We start from the raw sequence: 14,377 nt of genomic DNA on the forward strand, positions 1-14,377 counted from the left end.
TTAGACGCCAAACAAGCGCGCTCCGGAGTGAACGAAATCGTTGCGCCTCGCCTTCGCGCTCTCGCGTCTTGCGATCGCTGCCACCCACTCCATACGCGCACGCTTCACGAGGTCCGGGGCGACGCCTGGGTCTGCCTCTAGCCGATCGAAGCGCGCCTTCGCCTCGTCGACCAGGGCCGTCGCTGCCCGCAGATCGTCCTCTAGCTTCACGCGGTGCTGCTTCGCGTTCAGACTCTTGGCGGCCTGTGAGTCCTGGTTCGTCTGACCCTGCCAGTAGGCGATGAAGGGGCGACCCGTATCCTCGTTCCACTGGACGACAGGCGTCGGCACCGTCGAGAAGCCGCCCAGCGAACGGATCTCCCAGCCCGCCTCGGCGAACTCGCGCACGAGCGTCTGCAGGTCGTCACGTGTCATGGAGACACGCTCGTCGGTGGACGGAGTTTGTGCTGGCGGCTGGGTCGTGTCTGCGTCAGAACCCGGCCCTGGTGCCGGGTCCGTCCCGGGCGAGGGCGCAGGGACTGGATCGACGTTCGCTAGCGCGTCCTGCGGCCCCGTGGGGTCGAACTTTGCTCCCGTCCCACCGGGGGCCGAGACCTCCCGAAGGTTCTTGATGCGCTCGGAGATCGGCGAGCGGAAGACCAGGACGGCCAGTACGACGACTGCAGGCCACAGGAGAGCCGCCAGGAAGTCAAGAAGGTTCATGAGCGGAATCCTGGCACCCGCACCGCTCTCCTGGCTCGGACCCGCCTGCGTGCCACGTATCACACGGCGTTTCACCCCCGTACGTCTGTCAAGGCCCCTCCCCATGGGGCATGATCAGCCCATGGACACCACGCGAGGATCAAGGGCGACCCTCGACCCGGTCGGCGAGTTGGACTCGGTCGCAGCCAAGTACGAGGAGTATCTGGTGCTCGCCAGGATCACGGAGATTCCTGGTATCGACGTCAACGGGCCTGCCGAGGTTTACGCTCCTCGGTCGGAGCCGTTGACCCTGAGCATCGCTCGTATCTAGTTCCGGGCATGCCTTCCTGGAACGAACTGCTCGCTCAGGTCGGGGGGCAGGAAGAGGCCGAGCGCCCAGCGTGGTTGCTCGCGGAGATGACCAAGACGCTTCAGCGCGTAGGCGCGTTGCGGGCGGGCGATGGCGGTGCGCCTCGCAACGTCCTGATGTACGCGTCGGCGTTCCTCCAGAAGGGTGCGGCTCCCGGCGAGCACCTCATGATCACGTCTGAGGACATCAACGGCTACATGACTGTGATCCACGGTATGGACTGCAGTCGAGGACTCACCTTGCTCCTGCACACCCCTGGCGGAGTGACCAACGCGGCGGAGACTGTCGTTGCGTACCTGCGGTCAAAGTTTGACGACGTTGAAGTCGTCGTCCCAGCGTTGGCCATGTCGGCCGGGACGATGATCGCCCTCGGAGCCGATCGAATCGTTATGGGTCGGCAGAGCCAACTTGGACCCATCGACCCGCAGATCGGGGTCGCGCCCGGGCGCACGGTGTCGGCGCGCGCCGTCGTTGAGCAGTTTGAGCGGGCGCGGAAGGAAGTGGCAAAGGACCAGACGATGGCCCATGTCTGGGCACCCATCGTCGCTAGCTTGGGTCCAGCGCTGCTCCAGGAGGCGCAGAACAGCCTCGACTACTCAGAGTCGATGGTCGCGAAGTGGGTAGCGGGATGGATGTTGAAGGACGAGGCGGACGCTGACAAGGCCGGTCGAGCTGTCGCTCGACACTTCAACGACGCGAGCACTCACAAGAGTCACGGGAGACGGATCGACAGGGACGAGGCCCGGGAGCGACGAGTAGTCGTAGAGGATCTCGAGGCTTCGCAGGGCGTCCAGGAGGCGGTGCTGACCGCCTATCACCTGATGACGATCCTCTTCGAGCAGACTTCCTTTACCAAGATCCTCGGATCCGACGTGGGAAAGAACTGGATCAAGAACTGGAACTGAGCCGCTCTTCTTGGCAGCGACGTCGGGCTCGCCGGACGCCGTTGCGCTCGGCGCGGATGAGCAGGGCCCGGAGCACGACGTCGCGGCGGTCGGCGGTGTGCTCCAGGAGCCCGAGCCCGGTACGCGCCTTCGACTCGGCGTCCAGGAGCCGGGCGAGGCCGACGAGGGTGTCGGTCTGCTTCAGGGCCTGGAAGCGGAGCCACTCCAGGATGTCCCGGAGCGCGGGGTCCAGCGGCTCGGGCTTGTCCGACTCCTCGGGCGCGGTGGTGGTCATGGCTGCCTCTCGTGGGTCCGCGGGGACCGAGGGGGGCATTTCGAGGAACCCCGGCACCGGCGGTGGTGCGCCGCCCCGGGAGTGTGGTCGGGGCGGCGCACCGGTCAGGGGGTCGTCTCGGCGACGTGCGCGACGGCGAACGCGGCGGGCTGGGTGACGTTGAAGCCCACGCGGGCCTCGGCACGGAACCGGACGGTGTTGTTCGCGAACAGGTCCCCGCCGTCCGACCAGGTGACGTCGAGCGTGCCGCGCTCCGCGAGGACTCCGGCCTGGAAGTCCCCGAGGATCGCGGTCCCGGCGGGGACGACATCGGTGATGACGCACGGCACGCCGAACAACAGCGGCGTGACTCCGGCCGCGAACGACGGCGCGTACAGGAGCCGCCCGTCCGCGTCACGGAGCAGTTCCACGGCCTCCCAGTCCGCCGGGTTGAGCGCGTACGCAGTGGGGACGAAGGCCGCGCTCTGGAGGACCGTCAGGGCCTTGCGGAGCGTGGTGAGCGCGTCGGTGGCGAACGCGACGTCCTGGACGCCCTCCTGTGCGGACGGCCCCGCCGAAGACTGTTCGGGCTGGCTAGGCACCCGGAGGTGCCCTCGCGGACGAGGTGGCGGACGGATCGACCGGGTGCAGGTTCGTGCCTGCTCGGCTCTCGCGACCACATCATCGAGCGGTGTCGTCACGGCCAGGCTAGCGACCCGCTCCGCGGTCCTCCAGTGTCCAGCCGGCTGGGACGCTCAGGTGAGGTCGGCCAGGAACGCCTCCCACGTCGTGCCCGCAACCCCGGACCGGTGGGCTTGCTCGATGAGCACGATCAGCACACCGATCACCTTCCGTGCGTCCTCCAGACTCAACTGGTCGAGTGCGTCGTCCAGCATGGCGATGCCCTCGGGCGATCCGTCCTCCGCCTTCCGCAGCATGGCCGCGATGTCCCGGCTGTTCAGCGCGCTCGACTCGTTCATCTCGTCCTCCTGGGGTCGGTCTTCAACAAAGTGGGTCGTTCTGTGCAGGCCGCCGTGCGGCGACACGTACCTGTCCGTCGAGGGGGGTCCTCGATCTGTGCATCGGCGCGCTCTACGCGCCGTACACGTCCGGAAGCCGGTGACTCCGTGTGACGATCTGGCCCCCTCCCGGTAGCCGAGACGTCGGGCTCGTCTCCCGCTCGGTCTTGCGGCTCTCGCGCGGCGGGCTCGGCTTCGAGCTCCACTCGGTCGCGGTTGTCGTCGGTCGTCGAGGTCGACGGGTTGGGTCTGACCGACTGGGGAGCGGCAGGCGAGGCGGGGTCCCCGATGGCCGAGTGGATTGACGAGCTCAAGGCTGACGACGTCGTCACGGAGGCTGTCACCTGCTTCGGGTAGGTCGCGTGCTGGGGGGCTAGCGGTCATGCCCCTTCTCCTTCGGTGGTGCCCGTTCGAGGATCGAGCGGGAGCGTGGGCTGCTCAGCACGAAGCAGACGACGGCGCTGGTACCGGCGGTGCGCCGGGCGGCAGCGGCGGGTGAGTCCGGGCTCGGACAGCCACTCACCGCACACGGCGCACTTCTCCTGCGGCGGCAGCGTCGGGGTTGGGGTCATCGGTCGGCTCCCGCCGCGAGCCGGGAGCGGAGGACCTTCAACGGGTCACGTGCTCCGTCGAGGCCCTGCTCGGTCCGGGTCTTGATCTCCAGGTAGCCGGTCCAGGGGTCACCACCGCCGAGCCGATACGCGTCCGCGATGAGTTCGGGAATCTCCAGGGGCAGGTTTCGCTGCCTGCGCAGCGTGAGGAGTGCTCGCTCGGCGTTCGGGTGGTGGGGATGAGTCGTCGTGATCCTTCCCCCGCCCGTCGCCGCGTCGGGGGCGGACGCACCTCGCCCGCGCGAGGGGTTGGGTAGTGGTTCTTGTAGTGGTTCCCGCCTCTGTGAGGGGAGTCTGGGAGTCCCCGTTTTGAGAACACTGGTGTCCTCAGAGAGGCGTCTGGGAGCGTCCAGACTCCTCTGTGGAGGGCCGCTGGTGCCGTTCCAGACACCCCTGTCGGGGGCTGCTGGAGCAGACTCAGCCGTCTCTGTCGGGGGCGTCTGGATGGAGTTGGGGACCGTGAGCTGATACCGGGTCGAGCGGTGCTGGCGCGCCTGCTCAACGACGACGAGCCAGCCACTCGCGCGAAGCCCTGCAAGGGCACGGTCGACTCCGTTGCGGGAGAGCCCCGTGAGGCTTTGGAGCCGCGCGCGCGTTACCCAAACCAGTTCGGTCCCTCGGCTCGCATGCCGCGCGAAGCACAGGGCGACCAGCCGCTCGGTCGGGCGCAGCGACGAGTCCCACACGGCGTCCTCGAAGGCACGCCGGGGTGTCACGACCCGACCCCTCGCCACCTGTCGGTCGCCCTCGATACGCTGGGCACGACCTTCGCGGACTGGGTGTCTTGGGGGGTCACGACGCCGCTCCTGCCGCCGCCGGGGCGGCGTTCCCCTGCGCGGCTCACGAGGTGCCTCCTCGCCGACGTCGGGGCTTGCGGGCGGCCTCTTCGGCGGCCAGGCGCTCGGCGGCCATCTCCCGGGCGATGGGACCGAGGATGCGGACTATGGCCGCGCGCTGCTCCTCCGTGAACGGTGGAGCAGCGGCGACGATCACATCGGCGCGCGCCTCTATGCGGGCCTGGGTCTTGGAGTCCGTCATTGCCGGACTCCGCCCATGAGCAGGTTCGCGACCTCGCGGCGCTGGTTGAGCGTGAGGGTGGGGTCGGCGGCGAGCACCTGCCGGACGTGCCGGGTGAGCATCGCGGTCGCGAGGACGCGACGGGCGTGGACGAGGTCGGGATCGTCGGCCGGTCGCCGGTGGGCTAGCGAGGCTACGGTGTTCCGCAGCCGGACGATGTTGGGCTCGTCCTGAACGGTGGGATCGGACATCTGGACGCTCCAGGCACGGGATGACGTCCACCCCGCCTAGGTGGCTGGAACGTTCCCGATCGAGGCCTGCTCCTCGCCGTTGCGAGGGGGCCTCCCGTCTGGAAGCGCGGTCCTCCTAAGACGCTAGTGCGCTTGGACACCTTCGTCCATACGCACTGGAGACGACTGGTGCGTCAGTCGAACCAGGAGATGTCCAGTGCTGGAAGCCCAGCCCGCGCGGCTCTGTCGACCCTTTCGACCGTGGTGCTCGGGGACCAGTTCGGAGTGCGTCGGCAGGCGTGGCACCAGAACTCCACGGTGCCCTGGACAGGAGCGGGGGGCGTCTCGACCCGCCTGCTCGACCGTCGATGCCACGCGTACGTCATGAGCACAGTCGGGGGTTCGCCCGCGCGCCAGGCGAACGCGAAGGGCAGCACCAGTCGCTCGTGTTGCCCGCGGTCGGTGCAGACGACGGGAATCGTCGTGAAGCCGTCCATGGCGTCCATGCGGGGGACCGTAGCCTGTGCTTCGGGGGTCTTGCGGGCGCGGTCAGGCGCGTCCGGCGACGGTAGACACCTTCCAAGCGATGTCCACCTTCTCCGGGTCGAACGTCCTGCCCGGACCTTGCGGCTGGATCACCACCGAGAACAGGTGCCGGATCAGAGCACGCCGCTTCTCCAGGGGCGCGCGCTCCCACATCTGCTCCGGCGTGTCGTCGGCGTCCTTCTTGGTCACAAACTCCGAGAACTCCGGTGCGGGAGCCGCCGCCCGCATTCGTGCCCGGGCGTCCGCGATCTTCGGCTGGATGGTCACGTTCAAGCGCTCGATCATGCGGACGGCCGTCTCGGGGTCGCCGCTCCCGAGGGCGTCCACGGCTCGGGCGAGTTGGGCCTGGAGTGCGTCGACCTCCTCCTCGGCAGCTCGCATGGCCTCGGGGTCGCCGCCGAACAGCGCGGGCGCGTCCGGCTGGGCAAGACGCTTGACGATCACTGTAGTGACGAGACGCTCCACGTCCTCCGCGACGCGGCGGACCCGTAGGCACTCCCGGCACTGGTAGGCGGGCTTCTGCCGCCCCGTGACGATCCGCATCATGCCGCCGCACAGGCCGCACACGGCGATCCCGGAAAGCAGGTGCTTGACCTCCGCCCCGCGGTTCGTCCGGCGGGTCGGGTCGGTGAGCAGCGCGACGAGCCGTGCCTGCTGCTCGGCGCTCCACAGCGGCTCCCACCGCCCCGTGCCGATGACCTTCCCGTTGTGCGTCCGCAGACCGGCGTTGCGCTCGCGCAGGAGGAGTTGTCGGACGCTCGTGGCGTTCCACGTCATCGTCGCCACCTTCGTGCTCCCCGGCCGGGAGTGCGCGGCGGGGGTGGGCAGCTCGCGGTCGTTGAAGTCCTTGACGATGGACCGGATTGACTCCCGGTTGAGCACGCGCCGGGCGACTTCATCGAGGATCGCGGCCTGCTCCGGGTGACGCGCCTCCTGGCCGTCCACGACGTGCCAGCCGTACGGGACGAAGCCGTGCCGCTTGCCCTGCTCCGCCTTCTGCTGGAACGTGCGCTTGGTCCGCTCGCTCGTCTCCTCGGCCTCCTGCGCATCCCAAGCGGCGAGGGTTCGCGCCACGGCCCTTCCCTGGGAGGTGTTGAGGTTCAGGTCGCCTAAGGAGCGGGTGACGATCCGCAGCCCCCGCGCCTCGACCAGGGCGATGAGGTCCTCGAACTCCAGCGGCCGACGGGTCAGCCGGTTCGACTTGTCCCCGATGATCACGTCGAAGTCCCCGGCCCAGGCGCGCCGCAGCATCTCCTGGTAGAGCGGGCGAGGCTTCCGGCTCCGGGTGGACGCGCCCACGTCGTTCTCAACGTACTCCGCGACGACCTCGTAGTCGTGCCGTTCGGCGTAGGCCCGGATGTCCTCATCCTGCCTCGCGACGCCGTCCCCGAGGCCTGTTCTGTCGCTGCTGATGCGCGTGTAGATCGCTGCTCGTAGTCCCATACTCCTAAGATACGCCTATCGCATACCCGTCCCCGTCGTCTTCCTCATCCTCCCCGTGACGGTGGTCTACGCCGTCTTCCCGTCGCTCGCGACCCTGCGGCTCGGCTTCTGAGCAGCAGCGACCAAGTGTCCGGGACGACCGCCCGGCACGACCGATCGAAACGACGACGAAGGAGAACCATGCAGGGGTGGAATCGAGGGAACCAGGCGGTGCGCGCCGCAGCGCGCGGCGCGCTCGGGCGGCTGACCGGTCAGGACCCGGAACGCGGCGACGTGCCGGGCTGGGTGCTCATCACCCTGATGACGGCCGGGTTGGTGATCGCCCTCTGGGCCGTCGCCGGGCCGGCGCTGACGCAGGCCTTCAGCAACGCCATCTCGAGCGTCGGCGCCCCCTGAGATGGTGCGTCGCGGTGGTCCGGGAGCCGGCGTCGAGGACCCGGAGCGGGGCTCCGCCGTCGTCGAGTTCACCCTCGTCTCCGTCCTCGTGCTCGTGCTGTTCCTCGGGGTCGTCCAGGTCGCGCTCGCCGTCCACGTGCGCGCGACGCTGGTGGACTGCGCGGCGGAAGGTGCCCGCGTCGCGGGCCGTGCCGACCGTGGCCCGCACGACGGTGCGGACCGCACGCGCGACCTCGTCGTGTCCGCGCTCTCGGCGCGGTACGCGCAGGACGTCGTCGCGCGCCGGACCGTCGTGGACGGTCTGCCCGTCGTCGAGGTCACGGTGACCGCGCCGCTCCCGGTCGTCGGACTGCTCGGCCCGGCCGGAGCACTCACCGTCCGCGGTCACGCGCTGGAGGAGGCCCCGTGACGCGCCTGCTCGCTCGGCTCCGCGCGAGGCTGACGGGGCAGCGCGCGGACCGGGGGAGCGCGGTCGTCGAGTTCCTCGGTGTCGCGCTCGTCCTCCTCCTGCCGGTCCTGTACCTCGTGCTCACGGTGGGGCGGGTGCAGGCCGCGACGTTCGCCGTGGAGGGCGCCTCCCGCGAGGCGGCGCGTGCGTTCGTCACGGCGCCGTCGAGCGACGACGGGGCCCGGCTCGCCTCGGCGGCCGTGGCCCTGGCGCTCGACGACCAGGGTTTCTCCCCGGCCACCGACGGCCTGACGATCTCCTGCTCGTCACGGCCCTGCCTGGAGCCGGGCGGCGAGGTGACGGCGCACGTCCGGCTCGACGTGCCGCTCCCGCTCGTGCCCGAGCTCGTGCGGGGGGTCGTCCCCCTCGTGGTCCCCGTGGAGGCGCGGCACGTCGTGTCCGTCGACGCGTACGCGGCGAGGCGGCCGTGAGCGCCCCGCCACCCCTGGGCACCTCGACACCCGGGGGCGCACCCGGACGCGGTCCCGGGCGGCGGTCCGGCGCAGTCGGGCGCGGTTCGGCGGCGCTCGTCGCGCGGCTCCGGGGCTCGAACGAGCGGGAGAAGGGCCGCATCCTGCTGCTCACGAGCGCGTTCGTGGCGTTCGCGCTGCTCCTCGTGACGGTCGTGGTGAGCGCCACGGAGGTGCACCTCGAACGCAAGCGGCTCTACGCGCTCGCGGATGCGCTCGCCCTCACGGCGGCCGACTCGACGACCCCTGAGACGTTCTACTCCGGCAGCGCGGCGCCGCCGGTCGAGGGTGCCGTCCTCACGCTGACCGACGCCGGGATCCGCGCGGACGTCGACGACTATCTCGTCCGGAACCCCGCGGCGCTCGCCGGTCTGAGCGAGGTCGTGGTGACCGACGCGTCGACCGGCGACGGGCGCACGGCGTCGGTCGGCCTCGCCGCGCGGGCGCGACCCGCGATGATCAGCTGGGTGACCGGGGCGTGGAGTGATGGCATCATCGTGCGTGCAGAGTCACGTGCCAGAGCGTGGTGAGCACCTGTTGCTGTTCGACGAAGAACGTCCAGGGAAAGGAATACCGCAGCGTCGCGTGAGCGCGCTCGCGCGCCTTTGTTCACTTTCTTAACTTTGGATGGCCACTTCTGGTTCGGCCCTGTCAAAACCCCAGGTTCGCCGCTATGGTGATCCGGTCCGACAACAACTCCAACGATGGAGAGCTACAACATGAACGCACGAGCAACGAAGAAGCTCGTCGCCGGGGGTGCCCTCGGTGCGATGCTCATCGGCACGGTCGCCCTCGCGTCCGCCGCCTCCGCCGACCCGGTGGACGGCACCGACGTCGACGTCTCCGTGGAGATCGAGTCCAACGTGGAGCCGGGCAACCTCGCCCTCACCGTCGCCGCGAGCTCGACCACGCTGACCGAGGCCGACGAGTCGTCGGTCGAGGGCACGCGCGAGTTCAACGGTGCGCTGCCGGAGGTCACCGTCACCGACACGCGGACCGAGGTGCCCGAGGGCGCCTACTGGTACGTGCTGGGCAGCGCGTCGGCCTTCACGGGTGACGCGGGCGAGATCGGTGCCGACAACCTCGGCTGGGCCCCGACCCTCGTCGACGGTGGCGACACCGGCCTGGTCTCCGAGGGCGAGCCGGTCGAGCCCTCCCTCGAGAACGGCCCGGGTCTCGTCGACCAGGAGCTCCTGGTCTCGACGTTCGACTCGGCCGAGGTCAACCCCGAGGGTTCCTGGACCGCCGGCGCGAACCTCACGCTGCGCACGGGTGAGGACGTCGCGCCGGGCGCGTACAACTCGACCATCACGCTGTCCCTGTTCGAGGACTGAGCCGTCCCGACGTCCCGGTGACCGGTTCCGACCGGGCACCGACCGAGTAGTCACACGACGGGTCGCACCGTCCCGCACGACCACGGTCGTGCCGGGCGGGCGACCCGTCGTCGTACGGAGAGAAGCCCCTGCGTGATCCCCGCACCAACGCACCCCGCCCGCACCGGGTCCCCGTCCCGCCGCCGCGGGCGTCGTCTCGTCCTGGCCGCGACCGCCCTCGCCCTCGGCCTCCTGCCCGCGACCCCGCTCGCCGTCGGCGCGTCCGCGACGACCGCCGCCACGAGCGCGCACGCCGGCGTCACGAACGCGCAGGCCGACGTCGTGAGCGCTCTGCCGACGGCGCTGCCCCTCGACACCGAGGACCGCATCACGTGGGGCGCCAAGCCCGCGGACGCGAACGGTCCCGACGGGCGTCGCGGCGTCGACCTCGTCGCCGACCCGGGCACGACGGTCGAGGAGCACATCGCCGTCTCGAACTTCAGCGACGTGCCGGCCACGTTCGCGCTCAAGGCCGCGGACGGCTACCTCACCGCCAACGGGCGCTTCAACATGCTCTCCTCGGACCAGGAGTCCACCGACGCGGGGACGTGGTTCACCGTCCAGGAGAGCGTCGATGTGGGCCCGAAGGAGACGGTCGTCGTCCCGTACACGATCACGGTCCCCGAGAACGCGACCCCGGGCGACCACCCGGCGGGCATCGCCGCGTCGGTCACGAGCACGGGCGGCGGCGAGGGCGGGACGAGCGTCGGCGTCGAGAGCCGTGTCGGGTTCCGCGTCACGACGCGCGTCACCGGCGAGGTCCAGCCCGCGCTCGCCGTCGAGGACGTCAAGGCGTCCTACGCGCCGTCGTGGAACCCGTTCGCCGCGGGCGACCTCAGTGTCTCCTACGACGTCGCCAACGACGGCAACGTGCGCCTCGGCGCCGAGGGCCAGGTCGCGACGTCCGCACTCTTCGGCGCCGTGACGGACGAGGCGACGGCGGAGCCGCTCGGGGAGGTCCTGCCGGGCGGATCCCTGCGGAGCAAGGTCGCGTTCGCCGACGTCTGGCCGCTCGGACCGGTCAGCACGACGATCACCGTCACGCCGACGGTCGTCGGCGACGACCAGGTGGACGCGCAGCTCGACCCGGTCACGGTCACCGTCACCACGTGGGCGGTCCCGTGGCCGCAGCTCCTGCTCCTCGCGATCGTCGTGGTCGTGATCGTGGGCGTCCGGGACGACCGCCGACGTCGGCGCCAGCGCCTCGAGGCGATGCTCGCGAAGGCGCGCGACGAGGGCCGCCAGCAGGCGACGACCGCCGAACCGACGCCGTCGACCACGGGCGGCTCCGCCGCGCAGGGCGGCACGAAGGACTGACGGCGACGCGCCGTCGGGCGCGCCTCGCCCGGCGGCGCCGCACCCCGCGCCGCACCCTGGTGACGAACCCCCGCGGCGGCCACGCGCACGGACCCCGCGCGGAGCCCCCGCGCTCTCCCCTCGCTGGCCTCGCGACGGCGCCGACCGCGCGCGGGGTCGCGTAACCTTGAACCTCGTGGCCACCATCGACTTCCCGTCCGAGATCAAGGCGCTGCGGAGCACGCTCGAGTCCATCGAGAGCGTGAGCGACCCGGAGGAGCTGCGCGCGACGATCGCGAACCTCTCGGAGAAGGCGTCGGCGCCCGACCTGTGGGACGACCCCGACGCGGCGCAGAAGGTGACGTCGGCGCTCTCCGCCGCGCAGTCGGAGCTGGACCGGGTGAAGAAGCTCGGGCAGCGCATCGCCGACGTCGAGACCCTGGTCGAGATGGGCCAGGAGATGGAGGACGAGGACACCCTCGTCGAGGCCGAGAACGAGGTCGCCGCCATCCGCAAGGACCTCGACCAGCTCGAGGTCCGCACCCTGCTCGCCGGCGAGTACGACGCGCGCGAGGCCGTCGTGACGATCCGCGCGGGCGCCGGTGGCGTCGACGCGGCCGACTTCGCGGAGATGCTGCTGCGCATGTACCTGCGCTGGGCGGAGCGCCACGGCTACCCGACGACGGTCCTCGACACGTCGTACGCCGAGGAGGCCGGGCTCAAGTCCGCGACGTTCGAGGTGAAGGCGCCGTACGCGTTCGGCCACCTGTCGGTCGAGGCGGGCACCCACCGCCTCGTGCGCATCTCGCCCTTCGACAACCAGGGCCGTCGCCAGACCTCGTTCGCGGCGGTCGAGGTGATCCCGCTCATCGAGCAGACGGACTCGATCGAGATCCCGGAGTCGGAGATCAAGGTCGACGTGTTCCGGTCCTCGGGCCCGGGCGGGCAGTCGGTCAACACGACGGACTCCGCGGTGCGCATGACGCACATCCCGACGGGCATCGTCGTCTCGATGCAGAACGAGAAGTCGCAGATCCAGAACCGCGCCGCGGCTCTCCGCGTGCTCCAGTCCCGCCTGCTGCTCGTGCGCCAGGAGGAGGAGAACGCGAAGAAGAAGGAGCTCGCGGGCGACATCAAGGCGAGCTGGGGCGACCAGATGCGCTCCTACGTGCTGCAGCCGTACCAGATGGTCAAGGACCTGCGCACCGAGCACGAGGTGGGCAACCCCTCGGCGGTGTTCGACGGCGACATCGACGGCTTCATCGAGGCCGGGATCCGCTGGCGCCGCGGGGTGCAGAAGGAGGCCTGACCTTCCGCGGCCGCCCCGGGCCGATTGATCCGAGCAACGGATCGATGCACCCGGGCGCGGCGTGTCCGCCCCGCCGGGCCGGAGACACATGCCTACCCTCGGGATCGTGCGACGAACCCCGTTCGTCCACGGATCGACCCCCGACCCGAGGAACGTGCCGCTGTGATCCGCTTCGAGAACGTCACCAAGGTCTACGCGCGCGGCGCGAGGCCGGCCGTCGACGACGTGTCGTTGGAGGTCCGGCGCGGCGAGTTCGTCTTCCTCGTCGGCGCGTCCGGCTCCGGCAAGTCGACGTGCCTGCACCTCGTCCTGCGCGAGGAGCGCCCGACGAAGGGCAAGGTCTTCGTGGCGGGCCGCGACCTCGGGTCGATGTCGAGCTGGAACGTCCCCAAGCTGCGCCGCCAGATCGGGGTGGTGTTCCAGGACTTCCGCCTGCTGCCCAACAAGACCGTGTTCGAGAACGTCGCGTTCGCGCTCCAGGTGATCGGCAAGCCGCGCCACACCATCGCCATCACGGTGCCCGAGACGCTCGAGATGGTGGGCCTCGCGGGCAAGGAGAAGCGTCGCCCGCACGAGCTCTCCGGCGGTGAGCAGCAGCGCGTCGCCATCGCGCGCGCCATGGTCAACCGCCCGCCGATCCTGCTCGCCGACGAGCCGACCGGGAACCTCGACCCCACGACGTCCCTCGGGATCATGCGCCTGCTCGACCGCATCAACCGCACCGGCACGACCGTCGTGATGGCGACGCACGACGAGGAGATCGTCAACCAGATGCGCCGCCGCGTCGTCGAGCTCGACACCGGCACGCTCGTGCGCGACCAGGCGCACGGCTCGTACGGCGCCCGCGGCCAGGTCATCCCCGACCCGACGTCCGGCCCGGCGCCCGAGTCGGCGCCGACCGCCGTCGTGCGCCGGACCGCACGCCCGTCCGCGGCGCCCGACCCGGCGTCGTCCTCGACGCAGGACCCGGCCGAGGCGCCGGACCGGACGCCGGCGACCGGCGCGACGCCCGCGGTCGACGCGTCGGGCCGGCCACCGCTGCCCCGGCGACGCTCGACGCGTCGCCACGTCGACGCGACGGCGGGGGAGTGAGCGGCGTGCGACTCCAGTTCATCCTCGCGGAGCTCGGCCAGGGCCTGCGGCGCAACGTCTCCATGGCCGTCTCCGTCGTGCTCGTCACCTTCGTCTCGCTCACGTTCGTCGGGTCGTCGCTGCTGCTCCAGGCGCAGATCGGCAAGCTCAAGGACGACTGGTACGACAAGGTCGAGGTGTCCGTCTTCCTGTGCCCGGCGGGGTCACCGTCGCCCACGTGCGCGGCCGGGGAGGCCACGCCCGAGCAGATCGCGGCGATCGAGGACCTGTTCGACACCGAGCTCGGCGACGAGATCCAGACGGTGTACTTCGAGTCCAAGGACGACGCGTTCGCGGCGTTCACCGAGCGCTACCCCGACGGGTACCTCGGCACGCAGCTCACGGTCGACGACATGCAGGCGTCCTTCCGCCTCAAGCTCACCAACCCGGAGAACTACGAGGTCGTCAACGACGTCGTGACGGGGCGGCCGGGCGTCGAGGTGGTCGAGGACCAGCGCCGCATCTTCGACTCGCTCTTCCTCGCGCTCAACCGCGCGTCGCTGCTCGCGGCCGGCCTCGCGGCGGTCATGCTGCTCGCCGCCGTGCTGCTCATCACGACGACGATCCGCCTCTCCGCGCTGAGCCGACGGCGCGAGACGGGCATCATGCGGCTCGTCGGGGCGTCGAACCTGTTCATCCAGCTCCCCTTCCTCCTCGAGGGGGCGATCGCCGCCGTGCTCGGCGCGGTCCTCGCGGTGGGCGGGCTCTGGGTCGGGGTGAAGTACCTCGTCACCGACTGGCTGTCCCAGTCCGTGACGTGGGTGGCCTACGTCGACGAGGCGGACGTGCTGCGCATCGCACCCGTGCTCGTCGGGATCGCTTTCCTGCTGGCGGCCGTGTCCTCGGTCGTCACGCTCAACCGCCACACGAGGGTGTGAG

19 protein-coding genes are annotated in these 14,377 nt (G+C 70.6%); 11 read left to right on the plus strand and 8 right to left on the minus strand.

Going from position 1 to position 14,377, the window contains the following annotated elements; all coding sequences use genetic code 11:
* On the minus strand, positions 1-702 hold the full coding sequence (locus GWJ10_RS02025) for a hypothetical protein (protein WP_163184689.1): 702 nt from the start codon (positions 700-702) through the stop codon (positions 1-3).
* A 121-nt stretch (positions 703-823) separates the two neighbouring features.
* Between GWJ10_RS02025 and GWJ10_RS02030 the strand changes: the two genes are divergently transcribed.
* Together GWJ10_RS02030 and GWJ10_RS02035 are read left to right on the plus strand one after the other, a co-directional pair.
* Positions 824-1,012, plus strand: coding sequence for a hypothetical protein (locus tag GWJ10_RS02030; protein WP_163184691.1), 189 nt, complete (start codon positions 824-826; stop codon positions 1,010-1,012).
* A gap of 8 nt (positions 1,013-1,020) precedes the next feature.
* Positions 1,021-1,956, plus strand: a complete 936-nt coding sequence (locus GWJ10_RS02035) for a serine protease (protein WP_163184693.1) — start codon at positions 1,021-1,023, stop codon at positions 1,954-1,956.
* On the opposite strand, the gene GWJ10_RS02040 is transcribed toward GWJ10_RS02035, so the two are convergent.
* The 7 genes from GWJ10_RS02040 to GWJ10_RS02075 all read right to left on the minus strand — a co-directional run bounded on the left by GWJ10_RS02040 (position 1,940) and on the right by GWJ10_RS02075 (position 7,075).
* The gene (locus GWJ10_RS02040; protein ID WP_163184695.1) at positions 1,940-2,230 is read right to left on the minus strand and encodes a hypothetical protein; all 291 of its coding nucleotides are present in this window, start codon (positions 2,228-2,230) and stop codon (positions 1,940-1,942) included. The two genes, GWJ10_RS02035 and GWJ10_RS02040, sit on opposite strands and share 17 nt — an antisense overlap.
* 104 nt (positions 2,231-2,334) lie before the next feature.
* Positions 2,335-2,811: a phage major capsid protein gene (locus tag GWJ10_RS02045; RefSeq protein WP_163184697.1), complete on the minus strand. Its 477-nt coding sequence runs from the start codon at positions 2,809-2,811 to the stop codon at positions 2,335-2,337.
* A gap of 153 nt (positions 2,812-2,964) precedes the next feature.
* Positions 2,965-3,189, minus strand: a complete 225-nt coding sequence (locus GWJ10_RS02050; RefSeq protein WP_163184699.1) for a hypothetical protein — start codon at positions 3,187-3,189, stop codon at positions 2,965-2,967.
* Between the two features lie 1,490 nt (positions 3,190-4,679).
* Positions 4,680-4,877, minus strand: coding sequence for a hypothetical protein (locus GWJ10_RS02060; protein ID WP_163184703.1), 198 nt, complete (start codon positions 4,875-4,877; stop codon positions 4,680-4,682).
* Entirely contained in the window at positions 4,874-5,107 is a 234-nt protein-coding gene (locus tag GWJ10_RS02065; RefSeq protein ID WP_163184706.1) for a hypothetical protein, read from the minus strand. The genes GWJ10_RS02060 and GWJ10_RS02065 overlap by 4 nt, the downstream gene beginning before the upstream one ends.
* Before the next feature lie 173 nt (positions 5,108-5,280).
* On the minus strand, positions 5,281-5,592 hold the full coding sequence (locus GWJ10_RS02070) for a hypothetical protein (RefSeq protein WP_163184708.1): 312 nt from the start codon (positions 5,590-5,592) through the stop codon (positions 5,281-5,283).
* 43 nt (positions 5,593-5,635) lie between these two features.
* On the minus strand, positions 5,636-7,075 hold the full coding sequence (locus GWJ10_RS02075) for a recombinase family protein (RefSeq protein WP_163184710.1): 1,440 nt from the start codon (positions 7,073-7,075) through the stop codon (positions 5,636-5,638).
* A 180-nt stretch (positions 7,076-7,255) separates the two neighbouring features.
* Between GWJ10_RS02075 and GWJ10_RS02080 the strand changes: the two genes are divergently transcribed.
* The 9 genes from GWJ10_RS02080 (at position 7,256) to ftsX (ending at position 14,376) form a co-directional block, all read left to right on the plus strand.
* Complete coding sequence (locus GWJ10_RS02080) at positions 7,256-7,471, plus strand: hypothetical protein (RefSeq protein ID WP_061267677.1); 216 nt, start codon at positions 7,256-7,258, stop codon at positions 7,469-7,471.
* 4 nt (positions 7,472-7,475) lie between these two features.
* Complete coding sequence (locus GWJ10_RS02085; RefSeq protein ID WP_241005625.1) at positions 7,476-7,880, plus strand: TadE/TadG family type IV pilus assembly protein; 405 nt, start codon at positions 7,476-7,478, stop codon at positions 7,878-7,880.
* Positions 7,877-8,350: a TadE/TadG family type IV pilus assembly protein gene (locus tag GWJ10_RS02090; RefSeq protein WP_241005626.1), complete on the plus strand. Its 474-nt coding sequence runs from the start codon at positions 7,877-7,879 to the stop codon at positions 8,348-8,350. The genes GWJ10_RS02085 and GWJ10_RS02090 overlap by 4 nt, the downstream gene beginning before the upstream one ends.
* Positions 8,347-8,919: a hypothetical protein gene (locus GWJ10_RS02095; protein ID WP_241005627.1), complete on the plus strand. Its 573-nt coding sequence runs from the start codon at positions 8,347-8,349 to the stop codon at positions 8,917-8,919. The genes GWJ10_RS02090 and GWJ10_RS02095 overlap by 4 nt, the downstream gene beginning before the upstream one ends.
* A gap of 189 nt (positions 8,920-9,108) precedes the next feature.
* Complete coding sequence (locus tag GWJ10_RS02100; RefSeq protein WP_076405409.1) at positions 9,109-9,723, plus strand: hypothetical protein; 615 nt, start codon at positions 9,109-9,111, stop codon at positions 9,721-9,723.
* Between the two features lie 132 nt (positions 9,724-9,855).
* A complete protein-coding gene (locus tag GWJ10_RS02105; RefSeq protein WP_206158307.1) occupies positions 9,856-11,079 on the plus strand; it encodes a DUF916 domain-containing protein in 1,224 nt (407 codons plus the stop codon).
* A gap of 175 nt (positions 11,080-11,254) precedes the next feature.
* The gene (gene prfB / locus GWJ10_RS02110; protein WP_163184712.1) at positions 11,255-12,367 is read left to right on the plus strand and encodes a peptide chain release factor 2; all 1,113 of its coding nucleotides are present in this window, start codon (positions 11,255-11,257) and stop codon (positions 12,365-12,367) included.
* A gap of 162 nt (positions 12,368-12,529) precedes the next feature.
* A complete protein-coding gene (gene ftsE, locus GWJ10_RS02115; RefSeq protein WP_163184714.1) occupies positions 12,530-13,459 on the plus strand; it encodes a cell division ATP-binding protein FtsE in 930 nt (309 codons plus the stop codon).
* A gap of 5 nt (positions 13,460-13,464) precedes the next feature.
* The gene (gene ftsX, locus GWJ10_RS02120; RefSeq protein ID WP_061267705.1) at positions 13,465-14,376 is read left to right on the plus strand and encodes a permease-like cell division protein FtsX; all 912 of its coding nucleotides are present in this window, start codon (positions 13,465-13,467) and stop codon (positions 14,374-14,376) included.
* The last annotated feature ends 1 nt before the right edge of the window (position 14,377 follow it).

This window comes from Cellulosimicrobium sp. SL-1 (genome assembly GCF_011033075.1).
Classification (GTDB): domain Bacteria; phylum Actinomycetota; class Actinomycetes; order Actinomycetales; family Cellulomonadaceae; genus Cellulosimicrobium; species Cellulosimicrobium funkei.